This window comes from Pseudomonas sp. GW821-FHT02A11, from assembly GCF_059421985.1.
This window is the reverse complement of sequence record NZ_JBWKWB010000007.1, coordinates 191,764-213,781: the sequence shown is the minus strand read 5'-3', so window position 1 is coordinate 213,781 and position 22,018 is coordinate 191,764. Positions and strand designations below refer to the sequence as shown.

The 22,018-nt window shown below is 60.4% G+C and carries 20 protein-coding genes and 2 pseudogenes; 5 read left to right on the top strand and 17 right to left on the bottom strand.

The window, feature by feature from the left end:
* Positions 1–7 precede the first annotated feature (7 nt).
* From AC07V9_RS13620 to gbd, 6 genes are all read right to left on the bottom strand, one after another.
* A complete protein-coding gene (locus AC07V9_RS13620) occupies positions 8–466 on the bottom strand; it encodes a thioesterase family protein (protein WP_495016225.1) in 459 nt (152 codons plus the stop codon).
* 69 nt (positions 467–535) lie between these two features.
* Entirely contained in the window at positions 536–2,461 is a 1,926-nt protein-coding gene (locus AC07V9_RS13615; protein WP_495016224.1) for a TRAP transporter large permease, read from the bottom strand.
* A gap of 14 nt (positions 2,462–2,475) precedes the next feature.
* Entirely contained in the window at positions 2,476–3,519 is a 1,044-nt protein-coding gene (locus tag AC07V9_RS13610) for a TRAP transporter substrate-binding protein (RefSeq protein WP_495016223.1), read from the bottom strand.
* Positions 3,520–3,586: 67 nt separating this feature from the next.
* Positions 3,587–4,795 carry a CaiB/BaiF CoA transferase family protein gene (locus AC07V9_RS13605; RefSeq protein ID WP_495016222.1) on the bottom strand — a complete coding sequence of 403 codons (1,209 nt, stop codon included), beginning with the start codon at positions 4,793–4,795 and terminating at the stop codon, positions 3,587–3,589.
* Position 4,796: 1 nt separating this feature from the next.
* Positions 4,797–5,576: an enoyl-CoA hydratase-related protein gene (locus AC07V9_RS13600; protein WP_495016221.1), complete on the bottom strand. Its 780-nt coding sequence runs from the start codon at positions 5,574–5,576 to the stop codon at positions 4,797–4,799.
* Positions 5,577–5,686: 110 nt separating this feature from the next.
* Positions 5,687–6,826 carry a 4-hydroxybutyrate dehydrogenase gene (gene gbd, locus AC07V9_RS13595; protein ID WP_495016220.1) on the bottom strand — a complete coding sequence of 380 codons (1,140 nt, stop codon included), beginning with the start codon at positions 6,824–6,826 and terminating at the stop codon, positions 5,687–5,689.
* 175 nt (positions 6,827–7,001) lie between these two features.
* Between gbd and AC07V9_RS13590 the strand changes: the two genes are divergently transcribed.
* Positions 7,002–7,943 carry a LysR family transcriptional regulator gene (locus tag AC07V9_RS13590; protein WP_495016219.1) on the top strand — a complete coding sequence of 314 codons (942 nt, stop codon included), beginning with the start codon at positions 7,002–7,004 and terminating at the stop codon, positions 7,941–7,943.
* A gap of 37 nt (positions 7,944–7,980) precedes the next feature.
* On the opposite strand, the pseudogene AC07V9_RS13585 reads toward AC07V9_RS13590, so the two are convergent.
* A pseudogene (locus AC07V9_RS13585) lies at positions 7,981–8,173 on the bottom strand (GyrI-like domain-containing protein); the annotation flags it as partial.
* Between the two features lie 63 nt (positions 8,174–8,236).
* Positions 8,237–9,457, bottom strand: coding sequence for an MFS transporter (locus tag AC07V9_RS13580; RefSeq protein ID WP_495016218.1), 1,221 nt, complete (start codon positions 9,455–9,457; stop codon positions 8,237–8,239).
* A 138-nt stretch (positions 9,458–9,595) separates the two neighbouring features.
* Between AC07V9_RS13580 and AC07V9_RS13575 the strand changes: the two genes are divergently transcribed.
* Positions 9,596–10,054 carry a winged helix-turn-helix transcriptional regulator gene (locus tag AC07V9_RS13575; protein ID WP_495016217.1) on the top strand — a complete coding sequence of 153 codons (459 nt, stop codon included), beginning with the start codon at positions 9,596–9,598 and terminating at the stop codon, positions 10,052–10,054.
* A 135-nt stretch (positions 10,055–10,189) separates the two neighbouring features.
* On the opposite strand, the gene AC07V9_RS13570 is transcribed toward AC07V9_RS13575, so the two are convergent.
* From AC07V9_RS13570 to AC07V9_RS13555, 4 genes and pseudogenes are all read right to left on the bottom strand, one after another.
* Positions 10,190–11,431 (bottom strand): MFS transporter, encoded by a 1,242-nt coding sequence (locus AC07V9_RS13570; protein ID WP_495016216.1) that lies wholly within the window; start codon positions 11,429–11,431, stop codon positions 10,190–10,192.
* Between the two features lie 199 nt (positions 11,432–11,630).
* Positions 11,631–11,866, bottom strand: a pseudogene (locus AC07V9_RS13565) (glutamine synthetase family protein); the annotation flags it as partial.
* 421 nt (positions 11,867–12,287) lie between these two features.
* Positions 12,288–12,719: a nuclear transport factor 2 family protein gene (locus AC07V9_RS13560; RefSeq protein ID WP_495016215.1), complete on the bottom strand. Its 432-nt coding sequence runs from the start codon at positions 12,717–12,719 to the stop codon at positions 12,288–12,290.
* 88 nt (positions 12,720–12,807) lie between these two features.
* Positions 12,808–14,223, bottom strand: a complete 1,416-nt coding sequence (locus AC07V9_RS13555; protein ID WP_495016214.1) for an MFS transporter — start codon at positions 14,221–14,223, stop codon at positions 12,808–12,810.
* 664 nt (positions 14,224–14,887) lie between these two features.
* Here AC07V9_RS13555 and AC07V9_RS13550 point away from each other — a divergent pair.
* Positions 14,888–15,751, top strand: a complete 864-nt coding sequence (locus AC07V9_RS13550) for an alpha/beta fold hydrolase (protein WP_495016213.1) — start codon at positions 14,888–14,890, stop codon at positions 15,749–15,751.
* Between the two features lie 170 nt (positions 15,752–15,921).
* On the opposite strand, the gene AC07V9_RS13545 is transcribed toward AC07V9_RS13550, so the two are convergent.
* Genes AC07V9_RS13545 through AC07V9_RS13535 form a run of 3 tightly spaced genes read right to left on the bottom strand, consistent with a single transcriptional unit; the run spans position 15,922 to position 17,845 of the window.
* Positions 15,922–16,779 carry a DUF3618 domain-containing protein gene (locus AC07V9_RS13545; RefSeq protein ID WP_495016212.1) on the bottom strand — a complete coding sequence of 286 codons (858 nt, stop codon included), beginning with the start codon at positions 16,777–16,779 and terminating at the stop codon, positions 15,922–15,924.
* Entirely contained in the window at positions 16,776–17,195 is a 420-nt protein-coding gene (locus AC07V9_RS13540; RefSeq protein ID WP_495016262.1) for a phage holin family protein, read from the bottom strand. Before AC07V9_RS13540 ends, AC07V9_RS13545 begins: the two co-directional genes overlap by 4 nt.
* The gene (locus AC07V9_RS13535) at positions 17,195–17,845 is read right to left on the bottom strand and encodes a hypothetical protein (protein ID WP_495016211.1); all 651 of its coding nucleotides are present in this window, start codon (positions 17,843–17,845) and stop codon (positions 17,195–17,197) included. Before AC07V9_RS13535 ends, AC07V9_RS13540 begins: the two co-directional genes overlap by 1 nt.
* Before the next feature lie 750 nt (positions 17,846–18,595).
* On the opposite strand from AC07V9_RS13535, the gene AC07V9_RS13530 reads away from it, so the two are divergent.
* Together AC07V9_RS13530 and AC07V9_RS13525 are read left to right on the top strand one after the other, a co-directional pair.
* Positions 18,596–19,579 carry a DUF1852 domain-containing protein gene (locus tag AC07V9_RS13530; RefSeq protein WP_495016210.1) on the top strand — a complete coding sequence of 328 codons (984 nt, stop codon included), beginning with the start codon at positions 18,596–18,598 and terminating at the stop codon, positions 19,577–19,579.
* Between the two features lie 26 nt (positions 19,580–19,605).
* A complete protein-coding gene (locus AC07V9_RS13525; protein ID WP_495016209.1) occupies positions 19,606–20,640 on the top strand; it encodes a methionine synthase in 1,035 nt (344 codons plus the stop codon).
* A gap of 63 nt (positions 20,641–20,703) precedes the next feature.
* Here AC07V9_RS13525 and AC07V9_RS13520 read toward each other — a convergent pair whose 3' ends face one another.
* Together AC07V9_RS13520 and AC07V9_RS13515 are read right to left on the bottom strand one after the other, a co-directional pair.
* On the bottom strand, positions 20,704–21,033 hold the full coding sequence (locus tag AC07V9_RS13520) for a YnfA family protein (protein WP_495016208.1): 330 nt from the start codon (positions 21,031–21,033) through the stop codon (positions 20,704–20,706).
* A gap of 79 nt (positions 21,034–21,112) precedes the next feature.
* A complete protein-coding gene (locus tag AC07V9_RS13515) occupies positions 21,113–22,006 on the bottom strand; it encodes an AraC family transcriptional regulator (protein ID WP_495016207.1) in 894 nt (297 codons plus the stop codon).
* Positions 22,007–22,018 lie beyond the last annotated feature (12 nt).

The following is a 22,018-nucleotide window of genomic DNA, read 5'->3' as shown; positions in this document are numbered from 1 at the left end:
CCCTGCCTCAGCGCGATGCAGCCAGGCGAGCGGTGCTCAGCGCCGGGTCTTCGGCTTCGCTGGCCAATGCCGAGGCGGCTTTGGCCTGCACGCGCGTGCGCAGTTTGGCGACGTTGATCACCACGCGGGTGTGGGCCGCCGTGGCCACCAGTTCCAGCTCATCGCGCACCTCGATGTTGAAGGTTACGCTGCGCCCCTCGATGCGGGTGACGCTGGCGACGATGTTCACCGACATGCCCAGCAGTGTCGCGCCGACGTGGCGCGCATCCACCGCAGCGCCGACGCTGTTTTCGCCCTCGTCCAGGTAGGTCAGCAGGAAATCCAGGCAGGTCTGTTCAATGTCGTCCACCAGACGAGGCGTGGCATAGATGCGCAAATCCTCGCCAAGAAATGAGATGGTGCGTTCGCGGTCGACGGTCAGGTTACGTTCGACGTAATCACCGGTGCTAAGTGTGGAGAAGTTCATGGGCAACCTCTGGGTGATAAAGAGTAGGTAGGCCGCCGGAGAAACCCGACGGCAGGAATGGCTCAGGATTCACGGCGTTGGCAGGAAACCGATGGACACCCACGGCACGGCGATCAGTACAGCCAGGGCGATGACCAGCGCGCCCAGGTAGGGCCAGACGCGCCGCATCGCACCTGTCGGGTCGACCTTGGCGATGGCGCAGGCGGCGTAGAAGCCCACACCGAAGGGCGGCGCGAACAGGCCAAGGCCCATGGCGAAAATCGCCACCATGGCGTAGTGCACGTCGTTGATGCCCATGACACGGGCAATCGGGAACAGCAGCGGGCCGAACAGCACAATCGCCGGAATGCCTTCCAGGAAACTGCCCAGCACGATGAACGCCACCGCCGAGATGATCAGAAAGCCCAACGCGCCCCCGGGAACCGTCGACATCAGCTGCGCCAGCTGGTGAGAAAACCCCGATTGCGTCAGCGCCCAGGCCATCGCGGTGGCGCTGCCGATGATGATCAGAATGGCCCCGGACAACGACGCCGTGCTGACCAGAATCGGGTACAGGCGGCGCCAGTCGAAGCAGCGGTAGCACAGCAGCCCGGCGACGAAGGTGTAGGCCACGCCGATGGCGGCAACCTCTGTGGCCGTGGCCACGCCTTCCACCACTGCGGTGCGAATCACGAAGGGCAGGGCCAACGCGGGAAGGGCGATGAGCAGCGAGCGGCCGATTTCCCGGGCGCTGGCGCGTTTGACTTCGCAGGCGGCGCGCTTGCGGTTCTTCCACCAGACCACTGCGGCCATGGCGATGGCGCCGACCACGGCGGGCATGAAGCCGCCGGTGAATAGCGCGGAGATCGACACGCCGGTCACCGAACCGATGGTGATCAGCACCAGACTCGGCGGAATGGTTTCGGACATGGCGCCGGAGGCATTGAGCATGGCCACCAGCTCGTTCTCATCCTCGCCGCGCTTTTTCATTTCCGGAAACAAAGCGGGGGCGATGGCAGCCATGTCGGCGGCCTTGGAGCCGGAAATCCCCGAAATCAAATAGATCGCGCCGATCAGCACGTAAGACAACCCGCCGCGCACGTGGCCGATCAGTGAACACAGGAACGCGATCATCGCCCGGGCCATGCCCATGGCTTCGATCAAGGCCCCGAGGAAGACGAACAGTGGAATCGCCAGCAGGATCAGGCTCGCCATGCCCTCATCCATGCGGCCGACCACCAGCGTCAGCGGGGTGCTGGTCATGGTCGACAGGTACGCCACGGTGGCCAGGCCGAAGGCGACCATGATCGGCACGCCCAGGACGATCATGCTCATCACGCCCACCATGAAGAAGATGATCAGGTTCCAGTTGCCCATCAGGTGCATGACACCCTCGGCGCTCCACAGCAACCCGGCGATCGAGCCCAGAATGACCACCGAAAGGGTGAAATCCACCAGCCGCGCGCTGGTCATCAGGCGCGCCACGCAGGTCATCAGCATCAGGCTCAGGCCGACGGCGATGGCCGACACGCGCAGGGCGTTGGGCAGCTCCAGCGCGGCAGTGGTGATGATCCATTCATCGCTGACGTATTCCCATGCCGGCGAAAACAGCATGACGATGAAGGTGATGACGATTACGGCACCAAAGGTGTCGACGAAGGCACGTCGCTGCGTAGGTAGCTTGGCGATGAACGAGGTCAAGCGCATGTGCTCGCCACGGCGCATCGCGACCACCGCGCCGAGCATCGCCAGCCATAGAAACAGCAGCGAGGCCATTTCATCGCCCCAGACGATCGGCTGGTTGAGGGCATAGCGGGAAAACACGTTGCTGAACAGCAACACGATCTCGACCAGCACCAGCAGGGCGGCGGTGCCCTCGGTGGTCCAGCGCAAGACAGTGTCCAGCGCGCGTCCCAGACGCACGATGGCATGGCGCGGCGTGAGTCCTGCCGCAGGGCCGTTGGCTACCGAAAGCTTGGGCGTTGAAAGCTCCGTCACGGGAATCTCGTTTTTCATGACCATGTCTCCGCTCAGGACAGTTGACCTGCGTATTGCTCAAGCAGGGCCCAGGCTTCATCGCCGTACTTTTTCTTCCATTGCGCGTAAAAGCCTTTTTTCTGCAGGTCGGCGCGGAAGAGTGAGCGGTCGACCTTGTTGAAGGTCACGCCCTTGGCGGTCAGCGCAGGTTCCAGGCTGGCGTTCAGGTCGATCACCTGCTGGCGTTGCACCAGGGCTGCGGCGTTGATTTGCCGGGCGACGACTTCCTGTACCTCGGCGGGCAGCTTGGGCCAGGTCTTGCCCGAGGCGAGCATCCAGAAGCCGCCCCAGATGTGGTCGGTCATCGAGCAGTATTTCTGCACTTCGTAGAAGCGTGCGGACTCAACCACCACCAGCGGGTTTTCCTGGCCGTCGACCACTTTGGTCTGCAGCGCCGAGTAGGTCTCGTTGATGCTGATGCCGGTCGGGGCTGCGCCCAGCGCGCTGAACATCGAGGTCCACAACGGGCTGACCAGTACCCGCAACTTGAAGCCTGCAAGGTCCTCTGGGGTGTTGATCGGACGGGTCGAACTGGTGATCTGGCGAAAGCCATTGTTCCAGACCTTGTCCATCGGGATGAGCCCGGCCTTTGCGGTCTGTGCGCGCACATGGTCGCCCAGTTTGCCGTCGAGCGCTGCCCACACGCTGTCATAGTCCTTGAAGGCGAACGGCATGCTTTCGATGGACATCACCGGCACCAGCGTGGACAGGATCGCGCCAGGCAGAGGGATGAAATCCACTGCGCCTGCGCGCACCTGGGAGAGCATGTCGGTGTCGCCGCCCATGGACGCGTTGGCGTAGATCTGCAAGTCCACCGCGCCATTGGTTTCAGTGCGGATCGCCTCGGAGGCGGCTTTCATCTGTTTGTTGAGCGGGTGGCTGTCGGGCAGGCTGCTGGTGTAGCGCAGCACGATGGGCTTGCTGGCAGCGAAAGCCCAGGAAGGCAGCATGCCGGCAGCGACGACGCCACCCGCTGCGGCGCCGGCGGAAATCAGGAATGAGCGGCGGCTCAGGCCTTCGGTCAGGATGCGACTCATGATGTTCACCTTGTTGTTCTTGTTGTGATGATCCGGGGTTCGGCAGTTCAGGTGCCGAGCGAGCGGTTCACGGGTTTCGCGCCAGCACGGCCTGGCTGCGGATCAGCTCGTTGATTTCATCCTCGGCATAGCCGCTTTCCTTGAGGACCTCGCGGGTGTGCTCGCCCAGCAATGGGGCAGGGCGGCTTGCCGGTTTTTCGCCTGCGTCCATGTCTGAAAAGTGGATGGGCAAGCCCATGCCCCGCACGCGTCCTTCGGTAGGGTGTTCGGTTTCCACGACCATGCCCCGTGCCTGGGTCTGCGGATGGGCGAGGGCGGCGGCAATGTCCAGCACAGGGCCTGCCGGCAGCCCCAGGTTGTCGAACAGCGCCACCCACTCATCGGTGGTGCGCGCGACCAGAATCTCGTTGAGGATTTCCACCAGCGCCGGGCGGTGTTGCAGGCGCAGGGCGTTGCTGGCGAATCGCGGGTCGGCCTTGAGTTGTGGAACCGCCAAGGCCTCGACCAGACGTTCGTAGTTGGCCTGGTTGGCGGCGCCGATGTTGATCCAGCCGTCGGCGGTGCGGAACACCTGATACGGCGCGCTGGTGGAGTTGGCCGAACCCATTTTCGGCAGGATCGTGCCGTCAGCGAAATACGACGCGGCCGGCCAGTACATCTGTTGCAGCCCGGCCTCGAACAGCGAGGTGTCGACCATCTGGCCCAGGCCGGTGCGTTGCTTGGCGGCGTAGGCTGCAGCGATGCCCAGCGCGGCAAGGATGCCGGAGTTGATGTCGGCCACGGGCGAGCCCGCCTTGACCGGCTCGCGGCCAGCTTCCCCGGTCATGCTCATCATGCCGCTCATGCCCTGGGCGATCAGGTCGAAGCCGCCTTTGTCGCCGAACGGACCGCTGCGCCCGTAACCGGAGATCGCGCAATAGATCAGGCCTGGATTCAGGGTCTTGAGGGTGTCGTAGCCCAGGCCGAATTTCTCCATGGTGCCAGCACGGTAGTTCTCGGTGACCACATCGGCATCCAGCAGCAGGCGGCGAAGCACGGCGCGGCCGCCATCGGTTTTCAGGTTCAGGCCGATGCCGCGCTTGTTGCGGTTGACCACCATGAACGCTGCCGATTCGCCGCTGGCCATGATCGGCGAGAAGCGCCGCGAGTCGTCGCCATCGGGCACTTTCTCGACCTTCACCACATCGGCGCCCATGTCGGCCAGCATCATTCCGCACACAGGCCCGGACATGATGTGAGCCAGTTCAACCACACGCATTCCTGTCAACGGTCCCATGTCATTTCCCCTTGAACTGTGGTCGGGCTTTCGCGATGAAGGCCTCAAGACCGATCTGAAAATCTTCGCTGTCGTAGCAGAAGTAGCTGTCTTCAACTTGTGCGGTGCTGGGCGTCTGGCCGGTTTCCAGAAGGCGCGCGGCCTGGCGATGCCAGCGTGCGACCAGAGGCGCACCGGCGCTTATGCGTTTGGCGGTGGCGAGGGTTTCGGCGTGCACTTCGCTGTCGGCGACCACGCGGGTCACCAGACCTTTGGTGTAGGCGTCGGTGGCATCAAGGATGCGGCCTTCCAAGAGGATTTCCAGCGTGGTCGAACGCCCGGCCAAGGCGACCAGGCCGGCCATTTCGTCATAGGACATCACCAGCCCGAGCTTGCCGACCGGCGCGCCGAAGCGGCTGGACTGCCCGCAGATGCGCAGGTCGCACAAGGCCGCGATTTCCAGCCCGCCGCCGACGCACACGCCGTGGATCATGGCGATGATCGGGTGCGTGCAATCGGCCACGGCACGCATGGCCGCCGAGGTGACTTCTGCGTAATGGCGGGCCTGGGCGGCGTTGGCACGCACCTGAGGGAACTCGCTGACATCGGCGCCCGCCGCGAAGGCCTGCTCGTCCGCCCCGCGCAGCACCACGCAACGCAGGCTCTGGTCGGCGGACAGTTCGGTCATCACGTCGCGCAGATCGGCCCACATCGACAGGGTCAACGCGTTCATCTTTTGCGGATGGCTGAGGGTGACGATGGCAATCGACTCTTGCCGTTCGATAAGGACAGTGGGGTTCATGATGATTCAGCCAGCGTCGCCCGGTTCAAGACCGGTACGACGCTGGCGATGCCTCCTGTTTTATTGTTGTGGTCAGGCGTTTTCTGCCGCGGGGGGACTTGGCCGATCCGTTACAACGATTGCGTGAGCATGGAGCGGTAATCGGCTGCGGAGGCCTCGCGGGGGTTAGTCTTGTGGCTGTGATCGTGCAGTGCACCTTCGACGATGCCGGCGAACAGGCTTTCGTCGACGCCGATCTCGCTCAGGCGTGTCGGCAGGCCCAGGCGTCGGGTCATGTCCTCGATGGCCACACCAATGTCGGCATCCGCTGCCAGACCCATGGCATGGCGCAGGCGTTCGAGTTTGTGTTCTTCGCGTACGCTCGGCGCATCGGCATTGAAGTCCACTACGGCGGGCAGAAAGATCGCGTTCAACGTGCCATGGTGCAGTTTCGGATTGATCCCGCCCAGCGCATGGGAAAGGCTGTGTACGCAGCCCAGGCCTTTCTGGAACGCGAGGGCACCCTGCATCGACGCGCTCATCATGTTCAAGCGGGCCTCGCGATTGTCGGGTTCGGCAGTGGCGCGTTCGATGTGCTGCCAGGCGCGCCACAGGCCGTCCAGAGCAATGCCGTCGGCGGCCGGGTTGAATGCCGGGGCCATGAAGGTTTCGATGCAGTGGGCGATGGCGTCCATGCCGGTGGCGGCGGTGAGTATCGAGGGCAGGCCCAGGGTCAGCTCGGGATCGCAGATGGCGACGCGGGGGATCACGTAGGGTGAGATCACCCCGACCTTACGGCCGTCGTCGAGGATCAGGATTGCGCCTCGTCCGACTTCGCTGCCAGTGCCTGCAGTCGTGGGGATGGCGATCAGCGGCGCGGTGGCGGCGGTGATGCGCTCAAGGCCGCCCTCGATGACGGCAAAACTCTGCAGCGGTCCCTCGTGGGTGGCACAGACCGCCACGCCCTTGGCCAGGTCGATCGACGAGCCACCACCCACCGCGATAATTCCGTCACATTCGCCGCTGAGGTATTGCGCGACGGCGGCGCGTACGGCGCTCTCGTTGGGATTGGGCGGTGTGGCGTCGAAGATCGCAGGTGAGGCCTTGCCACCCAGCGCTGCAATGACCTTGTCGACCAGCCCGGCACGGCGCACTCCCTGGTCGGTGACGATCAGCGGACGGGTGATCCCGGCGCGCTCGGCTTCTGCGGCGAGGGTCTTGAGGCTGTCATAGCCGAACTGGATTTTGGTTACGTAGTTGATCAGAGACATGCTTCACCACAAGTTATACAGGATTGTTATTGTCACAATCGGTCGACGCCGCGAGGACGTTGCCCTGGCGGGTAAACCCATTGCATTGCCTGGTTGTGGGGAGGACTATAGGCCCGTGATGAGCCCGTCCGATACTGACGACTTTCGATACCACTATAACCTTTAGTCAAGCCTGATGACGCCGACCCTTAACTCCATCATGTCCCGTTTGCACGTCAAACAACTGCGTTTGATGATCGCTCTGGATGAGCACCGATCCTTGCTGGGCGCGGCCAGACAGGTTGCGCTCACCCAGCCGGGCGCCAGCAAGGCGCTGCAGGAAATCGAAACCACCTTTGGCACCACACTGTTCACCCGAACTAACCGGGGGCTTGAACCGAACGATGCCGGGCGCTCTGTGATTCGCTACGCACGGCTGATCCACACCGACCTTGCGCACCTGCGCGAAGAGATCATCGGCATCATGAGCGGGCAGGGCGGTCGGGTATCGGTGGGCACCATCATGGGCGCAGTGCCGCTGCTGACGGCGGCGATCAGCCGGATCATCGCCGACAACCCCCAGATGTCCGTGGAGATTGTCGAAGACACCAGCGCCGCGCTCCTCGCGCAGGTGGATGCCGGACGGCTGGACCTTGCGATCTGTCGCACCACGGTCAGCACAACCCCTTATCTGTATGAAAGCAGCGTGCTGGTCGACGAGACACTGGCCGTCATCGCCAGCACCCGCCACCCCTTTGCCTACGCGCGCAGACTGACCCTCAAAGACCTGGCCGACTATCGTTGGGTGGTCTATCGCGCCAACATGCCGATGCGCCTGCTACTGGAGCGAGAATTCCATGAAGCCAACCTGCGCTTCCCTGTGTATTTGTTGGAGACGACATCAGCCTTCGCCACCCTGACCCTGCTGCAGGAAAACCCGTCCCTGGTCGCACTGGTATCGACCGATGTGGCGAACTTCTGCGCCGCGTACGGCTTCACCACCACGCTGGCGTTGCCCATTACCTCCCGTAGCGAGCCCTACGAACTGGTCTCGCGCAAAGGCGCGCCGGACTCGCCAGCCGCGGGGCTGTTACGCGAGGCGCTGATGAGCACACCCTCCCACGGCGTTGCGCTTTAGAGGGGGCTTGCCCCGTGAGTGAGCGCTATGGAAAGTGCTAGCTCCCGCTCATCGACTTCAACGACACGTAGATATCCGTCTGCCGCTGCTTCAGTGGCGTCTTGGGATAGACGCTCAGGTAGAGGATCATCCCGAAGCTCGTCGTTGCTTGCAGGGACCCAGTCGCGGTAAAGCGGGTAGATGGTTTCTGCGGTGTCGTCGAGGGAGCCGGTATGACCAATCACCGCACAGGCGGGTGACAGCGCGTGAAGATGCGGTAAGCCGTCGCATCCGTTTTTCAGCCATGACTTTTCCTAGCCGTGTTTGCTGTCGTGGTTTGATTGTAGTGGGCTGACGGCGTGGACTGAGCTCAAAAACCACAGAATCAATGCTGCCGCACTGATCGACGCCCCCAGCAGACAGACCGCCCACCACCCCCAATGCGCATAGACCTGGGTCGAAGCCGCGGCGCCCAGTGCGCTGCCGATGGAGTAAAAGCACATGTAGGCGCCGACCATGCGGCTTTGGGCGTCCGGGCGGGCAGCGAAGATCAGGGTCTGGTTAGTGACGTGGACGGCCTGGACGGCGAAATCGAGCAGGATCACGCCACAGGCCAAAGCGAACAACGACGTTTGAGCGAAGCTGATCGTCAGCCATGACAGCGTCAGCGCACCCAACGCGACGCCGGTGACTGGCTGGCCAAAGCCCTGATCGGTCCAGCGTCCGGCGCGTCTGGCCGCCAGTGCACCCGCCACACCCGCCAGGCCGAACAGGCCGATTTGTGTGTGCGACAGCGACAGCGGCGCGGCGCTCAAGGGCAGTACCATCGCCGTCCACAGCACCGAAAATGCCGCGAAGATCAGCAGCGCAAGCAGGCCTCGAACTCTCAGTACAGGCTCGGTCAGCAACAGCTGGAACAGCGAGCGAATGAGGCTCAGGTACGTGGCGCGTGTTTGCGCCGATGGCGTGTCCGGCACGCATCTGCACAGCACGACGGCAAGTGTGAGCATCAGCGCCGAGGACACGAAATACACCGCCCGCCAACCGGCCAGGTCCGCGATCAGCCCCGAGGTCAAACGCGCCAACAGAATCCCCAATACAATGCCGCTGGTGACTGTGCCGACCGCCTGGCCACGCTGTGACGGCGTGGCCAGCACGGCAGTGTAGGCGACCAGCACCTGCACCACGACCGCCATCAGCCCCACGACGATCATCGCCCCCAGCAAGGCCAGCCACGCCTGCGCTGCGCCCACCGCCGCCAGGGCAATGGCCGACAACAGTGTTTGAACCAGTACCAGGCATTTGCGGTTGAACCGATCACCCAGCGGCACGACGAGCAGCAAACCCAGCGCATAGCCAGCCTGGGTGGCGGTGACCACGATGCCGATCAACCCGGACGCCACGCCGAGGCTCTCGGCCATGGAGTCGAGCAACGGCTGGGCGAAGTACACGTTCGCGACGGCCAAGCCACAAGTGATCGAGAACAGCAAGGTGAGGGCGGGAGTGAGACCGGGCGAATCAGTGTCAGCTGTCATAATGCCTTCCATGTGAGTAAGCTGGTTTCAATTTGAAACTGATCTGAATTTTTGCGCAATCCTGTTTCAATTTGCAACCAGATTCCTGGCGGTCACCGACGTGACCTGCCAGGTCCACCCTTCAAAAGGTTGAAAGACATGACCCACACCCCTTCGCCGGAGGCCAACGAATGCCCCGTGGCCCGTACGCTCGAGGCCATTGGTGATCGCTGGTCGCTGTTGATCATTCGCGACGCCTTCGATGGTATTCGCCGCTTCAGCGAGTTTCAAAAAAGCCTCGGCGTCGCCCGCAACATCCTCGCGTCCCGCCTTAAAACACTGGTTGAAGTGGGGGTGTTCGAGATTTGCCCGGCGTCGGACGGCAGCGCCTACAAGGAATACGTGCTGACCGAAAAAGGGCGCGAGGTCTTTCCGATCGTGGTCAGCCTTCGGCAGTGGGGCGAACGCTTTCAGTTCACACCCGGTGAAATCCGTTCGGTGCTCTTGGACAATGTTGCTGGCCAGCCACTGATGACGGTGGCGGTGCGCTCTGCGAGCGGTGAGCGGCTGGGGCCGACGGATTGTCATCGGATTCGGGTCGTGGTTGAGGGCAACTGAATGGGCACCACGACCCTTGAGATTCCCCCAGCCCTCAGGATGAGGCGCCGGGGGACGTCGTGCTGAAGACAGTGATCACCCAAAGATGAACGAGCGTCCAGGGGAGCCTTGGGGCGGCTTGAGCGATACCCGGTCTTAGTGCTGGCTCACCACCGCCGCCGAATCAGCATCCCCCGCCAGGCTGTTGCTGACGTTACGCCCCAGCACCAGCACCGTCACCAGGCCGCAACCCACCAGGGCCGTGGCCAGGCTCATCAGCACCGAGCTGCCCAGCCGGTCGACGATCTGCCCGCCGAAGAACGAACCCAGCGCGATGATCACCTGGAACATCGCGACGAACAGCGGCATGCCGCGTTCGACATCTTTGGGCGCCACGACGAACATCCAGATGCTGGCGCAGGCCGGAAAGGCGCCGAAGGCGAAGCCCCAGAGTGCGATCAACATCGCAGCGCCGGTCAAACCGGTGGCGAAATAGGGGAACAGCGCGGTGCTGATGGCGATCAGCAGGGCGACCAGCATCAGGGTGTGGCGTACGCTGCGGTTGGCGGCGAAACCGGCGAAGATATTGCCCGCCACCCCGGCCATGCCATAGAGCAGCAGCAACGAGCCAATGGTCGGGCCATCGAAACCGGAACTGTGTTTGAAGAACGGCGCGACGTAGGTGTACGCGGCAAAGTGCGCCAGGCCGATCAGCAGCACTGCGATCAACCCGACCCGCGCCAGCGGATTGATGAACAGCGCGGGAAGGTCACTGATGCGGATGGCTTTGTCCGGATTGAGTTTCGGCAGCAGAAAGACCTGCGCCAGCAACACCGGCACCCCCAGCAATGCAGTCACCAGAAAGGTCATGCGCCAGCCCATCAGCTCGCTCAGCCAGGTGCCGACGGGTACGCCCAGCACGGTGGCCAGCGTCACGCCCACCATGATGATCGAGGTGGCCTGCGCAACGCCCACGCCTTTAGGGGCCAGACGGCCGCTCAAGGCAATGGCCGTGGCCCAAAAGCCGCCGATGCTGACGCCCAGCAGAACGCGGCCCAACAGCAGCAGGTTGAAGTCGCTGGCGTAGGCCACGACCGAGTTGGCGATGATCATGATCAGCGTCAGGCCGATGAGCAGGTAGCGACGGTCCATTTTGCCGATCCCCACCGACAGCAAAGGCGCGGCGAGGGCGGCCATGATGCCCGGCAGGGTCACCATCAGGCCTGCGTGACCGGCGCTGATGCCCAGGTCGCGGGCGACATCGTTGAGCACGCCCACCGGGAGAAACTCGCTGGTGACCAGGGCGAAGGCGCCGACGGCGACCGACAGAATCGCCAGCCACTGCTGCTTGACGCTCTGTTGATTATGTTCGGGCGGGGTATGACTGGCGCTTGGCATGGTTTTGATTTCCAAGGAAGGGTGTCGCCTGAAACAGGCGCAGGAGCGGGGGAGAAAGAGGAGGGGATTGTAGGAGCCAGCTCGCGAGAGCCAACAGGCCGCACGTTCGATAGTCATCATCAGCAAGATTGATAAGACGCCTTGGGACGCCCTGAATAGACCGTCCGGCCCGACAGCGAATGTAGCTCGCTATGCCCCCGATGTCGCCCACATCCCAGACCAGCCCCGAGTTTTCCACGTCATCGCCATTCAGGGTCAGGCCGACAATGGTGCTGGGCAGGGACGACCGGTCTGGTACAGGGCCAGCAGTTCATCGCGATGCAGCAGCTTGCCGCGCGGAACGCCGTTGGCGTCGAGGATGACCAGCTCGAACAGTTCGATATCAAGGTTTTCAGCCAAAAAACGGCTTGCGTGTTCAGCAGGTGCAAAGTGCATGATCGATTCGCTCTCGCGCACAGACGCTCAAGACCACCGCAAGGGAGCGGTCGGTCGAGGAAGGAACGGCAAAGATGCCGACGCGTATCAGTGGACTGCGAGCGAGGTATTCGGCGGACGGGCATGGCGGCAATGCCACAGCGCCCAGAAGGCAAGGATGATATGGACGAGGGGATTTGCGCCCGCGAGTGCCTTGGCTTTCGGCAGTGCGGGGCAGGAGCGTGGGGGCATGATGATCTGACGGGAAATCATGTCTCGATGCCCACACGCAGCATGCGGGTTTAACAAGTCAGAGTTGATAACCTTTGGATCGGCGAGCGCTAAACATTCTTGTCTAGCGTCGACGCTGGTGAATCTGAAGCAGGGCCTGTCGGCAGGGTGATCGATCACCCATGCCGACAGTTCGGGGGAGGGGATAGGTTTAGAACTTGAACGCCTGTCGGCCGATCAGCAGCCACTGGCCTTTCTGCTTCTGCCAGATCTGGAAGTTCTCGATTTCGGTCGGGACTTCTACACCGCTGTTCACGGCCTGAGCCGAGAAGTGGTTACGCACCAGCGCGACGTCGCCGTCCATGGTGATCTTCTGGTTCAGCATCTGCAGCGTCTTGAAGCCACTGCGACCGGTTTCGATGTCGGCGATGAACTCATCCTTGTTCTGAATCTTGCCGCTGGAGTGGCCATAGGTGACCTTGTCCGACGTCAGCGCGGCGAGGGCCTTGGTGTCCTTGTGCAGCATCGCCTGAGTCATCTTGTCGACAGCCTTGGCAACATCCTGTTCGTCCGCAGACGGCGCTGCAGCGACATAGCCCGAAAACAAACACACAACACCCAACAGCAGTTTGGACCTGGTCATCGATATTTCCTTCTTGTTGTCATCGGGGCAACACGCGCCCCGCCTGTATCCACGGGGCGCCCGTGAGAATCCGTTGAGGCAGTGCCGATCAAAGATCGGTGATCTCTTTATGGCGCGGCACCAGCACCTTCATCACGCTCCACGCCACCAGGTACGCCAGGGCGCAGATGGCGAACATGATCATGTAGCCGGTGTGGATGTCATTGATTGACTTGTAGTAGTCAAAGACCCAACCGCCGATCTTGGTCATCACCACGCCACCCAGGCCGCCGGCCATGCCGCCGATGCCGACCACGGAGGCCACGGTTTTCTGCGGGAACATGTCGGAAACCGTGGTGAAGATGTTGCACGACCACGCCTGATGCGCCGACGCACCAATGCCGATCAGCAGCACCGGCACCCAGAAACTGATGTAGCCCAGCGGTTGCGCCAGCAGCACCAGCAGCGGGAACAGCGCGATCACCAACATGGCTTTCATGCGGCCGTCGTAAGGCTTGTCGCCTCGGGCCATGAAGTAGCTCGGGAACCAACCGCCGCCGATACTGCCGACCATGGTCATGCTGTACAGCACGAACAGCGGCATGACGATGGCCGCGCCTTTCATGCCGTACTGCGCGGACAGGTACGTCGGCAGCCAGAACAGGAAGAACCACCACACGCCGTCGGTCATGAACTTGCCGAAGGCAAACGCCCAGGTCTGGCGGTAGGTCAGCAGCTTGAACCACGAGACCTTCTTCGCTGGCGCGCCCGGTACCGCGGCGGCCGTCACCTGCTCGGTCTCGTCGCTGCGGATATAGGCCAACTCGTCAGCGGTCAGACGCTTTTGCTGATCAGGCTTGTCATACATCGCCACCCACACGCCCAGCCAGACAAAACCCAGCAGGCCGATCACGATGAACGCCGATTCCCAGCCCCACATCGCTGCGATCAGCGGCACGCAAATCGGCGCGGCGATCGCGCCAACGTTGGCGCCGGAGTTGAAAATCCCTGTAGCGAACGAACGTTCCTTCTTCGGAAAGTATTCCGCCGTGGCCTTGATCGCGATCGGGAAGTTACCCGCCTCGCCAATCGCCAATATCGCACGCGACAGCATGAAACCGGCAATGGACACCGGAATCGCCGCGAACCCCAACGCCGTGGTGATCGCACCAATGCCTTGCCCCAGCGGCACCGCGAACGCGTGCATCACCGCGCCCGTGGACCACACGCCGATCGCCACTACATAGGCCGTCTTGGTGCCGATCTTGTCGACCACGCGCCCGGCGAAAATCATCGCGATGGCGTAGACGAACTGAAACACCGACGCGATGTTCGCGTAGTCAGTGTTACTCCAGCCAAATTGCGTCGACAGATCCGGCGCCAACAGGCTGAGCACCTGCCGGTCCAGATAGTTGACCGTCGTCGCGAAAAACAGCAGCGCACAGATCGTCCAGCGGTACTTGCCGACGGACCGGGTGGCCGCCTGGGTGATGCTTTGCGGATGGGTGGACTCGTTCAGGTTCATGGCGTCACTTTTATTCTTGGAGGGGTGATGGTCTCTCGGCTTGTTGGACGAGAGCGCACGCGTCTATATCCGAGGCGCAAGGCCTGGAGTCAGACGTCTAACAAGTGCTAAGCAACGAAGTAAGAAAAACGTGCTCGGGAGGGCCCGAGACAACAGGCATACCGCCCATCAAAGGCGCGGCCCGGGCCAGGGTATTCGGGGAGATGAGCAAGCAAGTCGAATTCATGATGTGACCGACACTGTGTTTTTATTTTTAGAGGTGACACGACGATGTATCGTCTGTCGTCGTACAACGGTGGTAGTTATAGCTAGCGAGGGGTTGGGCTGTCAACGTCGGGATGGGGGGAGAGTGGTTGTTTATGGCTGGGAGGGAAAAATTGTCTCAGTTATGAAGAACGGCATCCCCCTTCTTCCTGAAATGCAATGAGCCAGGATCGAGTATCAGAGCTGAGGCAGTAGGGGGACGTCGCGTTACTCATGCCAATTTGTCGCGCCTCTTTGTGCTTCAGATTGATCTTTTTCAGTCTCGAACGGCTCCAACGGGTCGATCGCAGCCAGTCGCGAATGGCTACAGTCGACCGGTTGAATCCACAACCCAATGCGGCCGCTCCGTCGACTTCTGATCTACGATGTGAGCATTACCGGCAGTTATCAGGATGTGGGAATGTTCGAGGGATTCCAGCTTGAAATGGTCGAGTTGCCTGAGGCGACCTTACGCGTCCGTCACGGCGGCTCAGGCCCTCCGTTATTGCTGCTGCATGGTCATCCCCGCACCCACACGACGTGGCACGCGGTTGCACCGCTGCTTGCCACATCTTTCACCGTGGTGTGCCCTGATTTGAGGGGCTTCGGTATGTCCAGCAAGCCCACGAATCCTCACGATTACGAGGCTTTTTCAAAAAGAGCGAAGGCACGTGACTGCGTGGCCCTTATGGATCGCCTTGGGTTCGATAAATTTTACTTGGCGGGCCATGACCGGGGCAGCTACGCCGCTTTTCGCACAGCGCTCGACTTTCCGTCAAAAGTGCTGAAGTTGGCCATCCTTGATGGAGTGCCGATTCTCGAAGCGCTTGAACGTTGTGACGCGAAGTTTGCATCCAAATGGTGGCACTGGTTTTTCTACGCTCAGCCCGACAAACCAGAACGAGCGATTTTTCCTGACCCTGCGAGTTGGTATCAGGGCAGCACAGAAGTAATGGGGAGAGAAAACTATGAGGATTTTCAAGTCGCGATCCACGACCCTGAAACCATTATCGGAATGCTTGGTGATTATCGCGCCGGGATCGCGGTTGATCACCAGCATGATCGGGAAGACCGGGAGGCTGGCCTGAAAATTCAATGCCCGCTCACCGTCTTATGGTCGCTGAAAGACGACTTGCAAGACCTCTATGGCGACGTTGTTGCCGTCTGGCAGCCTTGGGCCGAGCGAATGGTCACCGGTACTGGAATCGACTGCGGGCATCACATGGCAGAAGAGGCCCCTATCGAATTGGCAAATGCTCTTAGGGTGTTCTTTCAAGAGATATGAATTCCAGGTTCCTTTGCGCAAGCCCTCGGCCATTCATCCCGGCATCCCCGTCCGGAGCGTCTGGGGCCAATGTCGAAATTAGAGGTTGCAAAGCCCGCGCTTTACCGCGGGCTTCCTCCAACGCTAAGAACTGATTTGCTTGTCCTCATTTAAGGGCCATTCAAGTCGTGTCAAGCCTCGCGGCTATCGGGTGACGCTGGCTCCGGCGCTCTAGACTGCTTGAAGTCTTCAACGATCTCTTTACCAGCGCTGGCGACGCTTTCCCAGGTTTTATCCATAGACGTTTTCGCCTTGCTGGTCAGCTTATCACTGGTCTGTCCCATGATTTTGTTTTCTTGCTCAGTTGAGGGGAGGGCTGCACCTATCGCTGCGCCAAGTGCGATGCCGATTGCCGCGAGTGCGAGCGGTTGCTCCTGCAGCAAGTACTGGAAGCTCCCTTTGATCTGCCGTCCCTGATGCTGCAGGGTCTCTTGTACCTGATCGGATGACGCCCTCGTCTTCTCGCTTGCGCTGGAGGTTCCATCAGTGGCGCGTTGTTTGACGTCGTCGACCTTGTGGCTGATGGTGTCGGCCAAATGACCTGCCTTGGCACTCACTTGGTGAGCAGATTGGCGTACCTGATCCTTGGCATTGTGCAAGCTGTCGGATACGGCACTGGCGGCATCACTGATCTTTTCGCCTAACTGGCCGAACATGGAATGCCCATCGCCCCTGGGCTTCTCATGTTGACCGAGCATCAACCAGCTGATGCCCACAGTTGCGAGCAGAACCGGCACCGGATTGTTTTTGACCGAGGTCCCCAGGTTATTGAAAAACTCACCGCCATTACCTTTCGTGAAGGCCAGCGCCTGATCAAACAGTTGCCCGGGCGAAAGTCTGCTTTCCAGCGCATCCACGATGTTTTCGATATTGGCCCGGCGTGCATCGATATCCCGCTCCAGTGTGTCCGGGCTTTTCGGGTTCTCAATGTCCGGGATGCGGTCGTTTTCAAACTCATCCTGGGTGGCGAAGCTGCTATCGATGCTCATGAGACTTTCCTCTGTATGGCGTCTTTATCTTTTTGAAGAGAATTGATAGTCCGGTCAGGCGTGAGCTGAGAGGGCTCTAGCTGTTTTTTACCCGACTGCACCATCACAAAACCCACCACCATCGCTACAGCTCCAACGATCAAAGCAGAGAGCCATGCGGGCATGACCAATGCGAGCCCGTACACCGCTGCCATGAGCAGGATGACAAGCCCTGCCAGCATGAACACCACGCCGCCGGCCAGCGCTGCCGTCGCCGCTTTAGCGGTCTGGATGGAATCTCTGATCTCTGCTTTGGCCAGCGCAAGCTCCTCGCCGATCAGGGCTGGAACTTCGTGAGCAAGCTGCCGCACGAGACCCAAGAGTGACGGGTCGCTGTCAGATGTACTACGAGGAGGGATTTCCGGATTGATAGCCATCATGCTTCTCCTCGTGGTGCAGGCTCATGTGTGGGAGCGCCCGGGTAAGTACTCGGAACTGCTGCTTGAGCGCTCCCCCCTCCAGAAACAGAATTGAAGCTCCCCAATTCCGCCCCCGACTGCTGAATACCTGCGGTGGCGGCATCGGTTGAATCCGAGGGAGGAGATGTGCGTGACCAGGCGGAATCACGGGTGACGACATCTCCCTCGTGCTCAGGCCGAATCGCCAGATCCTCGTCGGCTGCAGTCCTTGGGTCGAACGCCTGGTCATCCGCGTTGACGTCGTTATCACCAGTGTCGGCGGGCGGGGCGCTGCTCAAGTCAGGGCTGCTTGCGCGCAGAAACCGTGAAAGTCCGAACCCCAAAGCAACGCTGCCGGTCACGAACAGTGCCGGGTTTTCGCGCGCCAGCCGTCCCACCTGTTGCAAGAGCTCGTCTGCACTTTTGCCACGCAGACTTCCCGCGAATGTGCTCAAGCCTTCAGCCACATCAGTGATGTAGTGAGACAGGCCCAGCGTGTCATTCTCTTGCAATTCTTCGGCAGCTGACGTTGCACTGCGGGCAAGACTTTCCAGCTGATCCGCTGCGCCTTCGCGGTACTGCTCCAGATGCTCGGAGCCATGCTCGCGGGCTGAATCCAACAGCGCCATGGCATCATCCTGCAGAGCGTTCAAAGCATCACCTGGCGGCGGAGTGCGCGACTCTGTCCCAGCGCTTCCTTCGTTGAGTGTTGGCATTTTGGTCACCATCCTTTTGGTAAAGAGATGGAAAACGCGCCTGAATTTCAGAATGGGCGCACCACCTCGTGCGGCAGGTTATCTGCACGCTGTAAAAGGTGGAGTCAATGCTTGTGAGAGTAGTTCTGAGTAGGGGACAGACGGTGAGCCGTCCTCAAATGGACAGATTACGCTGGAGAAAATTAGGTCAATTGGAGATATATTTCGGCGACGATCACTCGGTAGGATGGCCCGCAACTCAGTTCGTCTGTAGCGGGCTTTTTCATATGAGCTTTTCACTCAGGATTGTGCCGACCTATACCCGGTTATCCCTTGTTGTGTTCCTTGGGGCTGAGCAATACCTTGAGGCCCAGCAACCCCCCAAACCGTCCACCCAACCTTTGGAGGGTGTTGCCAGCATCTTCGATCGGATCGGACGTCACCCCAGATTGTCGGTACGCAGCCCAGCAGATAAATAAATCGTCCGCAGGTACATGAGCCGCGCTAATACTTTTGTGAAAACCTTTCGTTTTTGTTCAGGCAACTGCTTTGCCTACAATGCGCCCAGCTCTCGGCGGTCTATTCATTCATTGACGTCGTGAAGTTCCGAGACAGAAACGTTAACGCCTCAAGGCTTTCAACGTATTCAGGTTATATCTCTCCACATCAGGGTGTCAGATCACCATGAGCAAAGAATTTGCATTTGCCATTAAACGCGTTCGTTTCGACGAACATTATCGTCCCTCGGACACCACTCGCGTGACGACCAACTTCGCCAACCTGGCGCGTGGGGAACGTCGTCAGGAGAATCTGCGCAACACTTTGAAGATGATCGATAATCGCTTCAACTCACTGGCCCATTGGGACAATCCGACAGGCGATCGTTATACCGTCGAGCTGGACATCATCTCTGCTGAAATGAAAATTGATGCCCGAGGCGATGATCAGCCCATTCCACTGATTGAAGTGTTGAAGACCACCATCGTCGATCGAAAAACCAATGAGCGTATTAACGGTATCGTTGGGAACAACTTCTCTTCCTACGTGCGGGATTATGACTTCAGTGTGCGGTTGCAGGAGCACAACCAGGGCCGGGCCGGGTTCAGTACACCGGAAGATTTTGGCGATTTGCACGGCAAGCTGTTCAAGTGCTTCGTTGAGTCAAGCGCCTACACAGCGCAGTTCGACAAGCCGCCGGTGATCTGCTTGAGCGTATCGAGCACCCGAACGTACCAGCGCACCGAGTATCAGCACCCAGTGCTGGGGTTCGAATATCAGCAGGACGCGTACTCGTTGACCGATGAGTACTTCAATAAAATGGGTCTGAACGTGCGTTATTTCATGCCCGCGAACAGCGCGGCGCCACTGGCCTTTTATTTTTCCGGCGATTTGTTGGGGGATTACACTGATCTGGAATTGATCGGCACCATCAGCACCATGGATACGTTCCAGAAGATTTACCGGCCCGAGATTTACAACGCGAACTCAGCGGCCGGAAAAACCTATCAGCCAAGTTTGAAACATCAGGACTATTCCCTGACTCGCATTGTTTATGACCGGGAAGAACGCAGTCGACTGGCCGTCGAGCAAGGCAAGTTTGCCGAAGAGCAGTTCATCAAGCCTTATCGGGCCGTTCTTGAACAGTGGTCCGTTGCCTGCACGCTTTAACCCATCAGAATTAAAGGTCATCTTTCATGAAAAAACTGTTACCCACTTCTACTGCTGGCAGCTTGCCTAAACCTGCCTGGCTTGCACAACCCGAGACACTTTGGTCACCCTGGAAGTTACAGGGTGAAGCATTGATCGAGGGCAAGCAGGACGCGTTATTGTTGTCGCTGCAAGAACAACAAGGGGCGGGTATCGATATCGTCAGTGATGGCGAACAAACGCGCCAGCACTTTGTCACGACGTTTATCGAGCACCTGGACGGCGTTGATTTTGAAAAGCGCGAAACGGTGAGGATTCGTGATCGTTACGATGCCAGTGTGCCAACCGTTGTCGGTGCCGTTGCTCGGCGAAAACCGGTGTTCGTCGAAGACGCCCGGTTTCTGCGTCAGCACACCTCACAGCCCATCAAGTGGGCTTTGCCAGGCCCGATGACGATGATCGACACCCTGTTTGACGCCCATTACAAGAGCCGTGAAAAACTGGCCTGGGAGTTCGCCAGGATCCTCAATCAGGAGGCTAGGGAACTGGAGGCTGCCGGCGTCGATATCATTCAGTTCGACGAACCCGCCTTTAACGTCTTTTTCGATGAGGTGAACGACTGGGGTGTCGCTACGCTGGAGAAGGCCATCGAGGGCCTCAAATGCGAAACCGCCGTGCACATCTGTTATGGGTACGGCATCAAGGCCAACACCGACTGGAAAAAGACCTTGGGATCGGAATGGCGCCAGTACGAAGAGGCGTTTCCCAAGCTGCAGAAATCCGGCATCGATATCGTCTCGCTGGAATGTCACAACTCTCATGTGCCCATGGACCTGCTCGAGCTCATTCGCGGCAAGAAGGTCATGGTCGGCGCCATTGACGTGGCAAACCCTTCGATTGAAACCCCCGAGGAGGTGGCCAATACCCTGCGCCGAGCCCTGCAGTTCGTTGATGCCGATAAGCTGTATCCGTGCACCAACTGTGGCATGGCGCCCCTGCCTCGTCACGTGGCGAAGGGCAAACTCAATGCCCTGAGCGCCGGCGCACAAATCGTGCGAAGAGAGCTCTCGCTCCAGAACTGAGCAGGCCATCGTTCGGGCTTGGTCGCTCAGTTTTCGCCCAGCGCTCGGGCATTTCGCCTCCGGTCAGGCCCGGGGCGCGAACATGATGATCGCCATGCCCGAAAGCGCAACCAGACCGCCCACCATGTCCCAAGTGGTCGGTTTGATGCCGTCCACCAGCCACAGCCACAGCAGCGCAACGAAAATGTAGACGCCTCCGTAGGCGGCATACACGCGCCCGGCCGCCGCAGGGTGAAGGGTCAGCAGCCACGCGAACAGGGCCAGGCTGACAGCGGCAGGTATCAGCCACAGAATGGATTTGCCCTCTCTGAGCCAGAGGTAAGGGAGGTAGCACCCGACGATCTCAGCCAGCGCCGTGGCGATGAACAAACCCAGGGTTTTCAGCTCTGGCATATCAACCTCTCTGGAACGGGGGCTGCAGGATAACCGTCTTTGGCCCGATGGGTGAGTCTTGTACCCACGGCTGCCCGGGCTATGTCGGCTCGATCGGGCTGTTGTCTTCCCGTGGGGAACGGCCGAAATACGCCTTGTAGGCGCGGCTGAACGACGCCTCGGACTCGTACCCCACGGCAAAACCCACTTCGCCGATGCGGCTGTTGTGCCGGGCCAGCATGGTCTTGGCCAGGGTCAGTCGCCATTCGTTCTGGTAACGAAGGGGCGAGCGCCCGACCAGCGCGTTGAACCGGTCGCAGAAGCTGGAGCGCGACATGCCGGCGATGGTCGCCAGCGCGTCGACGCGCCATTGCTGCCCGGGCTTTTCGTGAATGGCCCTGAGGGTTCGGGCGATACGCTCGTCGGACAGGCCGCCGAGCCAGCCCGAGGCCATGCCGTGCTGAACCCAGGTGCGCAGGATGCGAATGACGGTCAGGTCGATGAGGCGGGAAATCATCAAGGCGCCCCCAGGCTGGGTGTCATTGGCCTCGATCAGCATGAAATGCAGGATGCCCTCCGACCACGCCGAGGCTTCGTCGTGTTTGATGTGGATCAGCCACGGCAGGGCGAACAGCATGGCCTGGAAGCTGCTGGCATCGAACCAGAACCGGCAGATGACCAGCGCCGCCGGGCCTTGGGATGCCGTGATGGTCAGCGATGACGGATCGTGGGGCAGCAGCAGGATGTCGCCTTGCTCTATGGTCTGGGTCTGCCCGTCGGCGCCTGTGATGTGCAACTGACCTTTTTGCAGCACGCAGATGTGCGCGCTTTTTTCGTCCAAAGCCACCCGTTGCCCTTCGGCCTGGGTGGTGGAGTAGACGCGGTCCCCGGTCAGGCGGATCTGCGCCAGCACCTGGGAGAGCAAATCCCCGGTAGCCAGCCCCTCTAACTGCATCTCTGGAAGAATGGTCAAGTTTTCGAGTAAATCCGTCATGTCAGTCCGGCT

Bases quoted from the DNA above. Each gene is read 5' to 3' on its own strand.
- AC07V9_RS13620 (WP_495016225.1), bottom strand. From the start codon at position 466: ATGAACTTCTCCACACTTAGCACCGGTGATTACGTCGAACGTAACCTG.
- AC07V9_RS13615 (WP_495016224.1), bottom strand. From the start codon at position 2,461: ATGAAAAACGAGATTCCCGTGACGGAGCTTTCAACGCCCAAGCTTTCG.
- AC07V9_RS13610 (WP_495016223.1), bottom strand. From the start codon at position 3,519: ATGAGTCGCATCCTGACCGAAGGCCTGAGCCGCCGCTCATTCCTGATT.
- AC07V9_RS13605 (WP_495016222.1), bottom strand. From the start codon at position 4,795: ATGGGACCGTTGACAGGAATGCGTGTGGTTGAACTGGCTCACATCATG.
- AC07V9_RS13600 (WP_495016221.1), bottom strand. From the start codon at position 5,576: ATGAACCCCACTGTCCTTATCGAACGGCAAGAGTCGATTGCCATCGTC.
- gbd (WP_495016220.1), bottom strand. From the start codon at position 6,826: ATGTCTCTGATCAACTACGTAACCAAAATCCAGTTCGGCTATGACAGC.
- AC07V9_RS13590 (WP_495016219.1), top strand. From the start codon at position 7,002: ATGACGCCGACCCTTAACTCCATCATGTCCCGTTTGCACGTCAAACAA.
- AC07V9_RS13580 (WP_495016218.1), bottom strand. From the start codon at position 9,457: ATGACAGCTGACACTGATTCGCCCGGTCTCACTCCCGCCCTCACCTTG.
- AC07V9_RS13575 (WP_495016217.1), top strand. From the start codon at position 9,596: ATGACCCACACCCCTTCGCCGGAGGCCAACGAATGCCCCGTGGCCCGT.
- AC07V9_RS13570 (WP_495016216.1), bottom strand. From the start codon at position 11,431: ATGCCAAGCGCCAGTCATACCCCGCCCGAACATAATCAACAGAGCGTC.
- AC07V9_RS13560 (WP_495016215.1), bottom strand. From the start codon at position 12,719: ATGACCAGGTCCAAACTGCTGTTGGGTGTTGTGTGTTTGTTTTCGGGC.
- AC07V9_RS13555 (WP_495016214.1), bottom strand. From the start codon at position 14,223: ATGAACCTGAACGAGTCCACCCATCCGCAAAGCATCACCCAGGCGGCC.
- AC07V9_RS13550 (WP_495016213.1), top strand. From the start codon at position 14,888: ATGTTCGAGGGATTCCAGCTTGAAATGGTCGAGTTGCCTGAGGCGACC.
- AC07V9_RS13545 (WP_495016212.1), bottom strand. From the start codon at position 16,779: ATGAGCATCGATAGCAGCTTCGCCACCCAGGATGAGTTTGAAAACGAC.
- AC07V9_RS13540 (WP_495016262.1), bottom strand. From the start codon at position 17,195: ATGGCTATCAATCCGGAAATCCCTCCTCGTAGTACATCTGACAGCGAC.
- AC07V9_RS13535 (WP_495016211.1), bottom strand. From the start codon at position 17,845: ATGGCGCTGTTGGATTCAGCCCGCGAGCATGGCTCCGAGCATCTGGAG.
- AC07V9_RS13530 (WP_495016210.1), top strand. From the start codon at position 18,596: ATGAGCAAAGAATTTGCATTTGCCATTAAACGCGTTCGTTTCGACGAA.
- AC07V9_RS13525 (WP_495016209.1), top strand. From the start codon at position 19,606: ATGAAAAAACTGTTACCCACTTCTACTGCTGGCAGCTTGCCTAAACCT.
- AC07V9_RS13520 (WP_495016208.1), bottom strand. From the start codon at position 21,033: ATGCCAGAGCTGAAAACCCTGGGTTTGTTCATCGCCACGGCGCTGGCT.
- AC07V9_RS13515 (WP_495016207.1), bottom strand. From the start codon at position 22,006: ATGACGGATTTACTCGAAAACTTGACCATTCTTCCAGAGATGCAGTTA.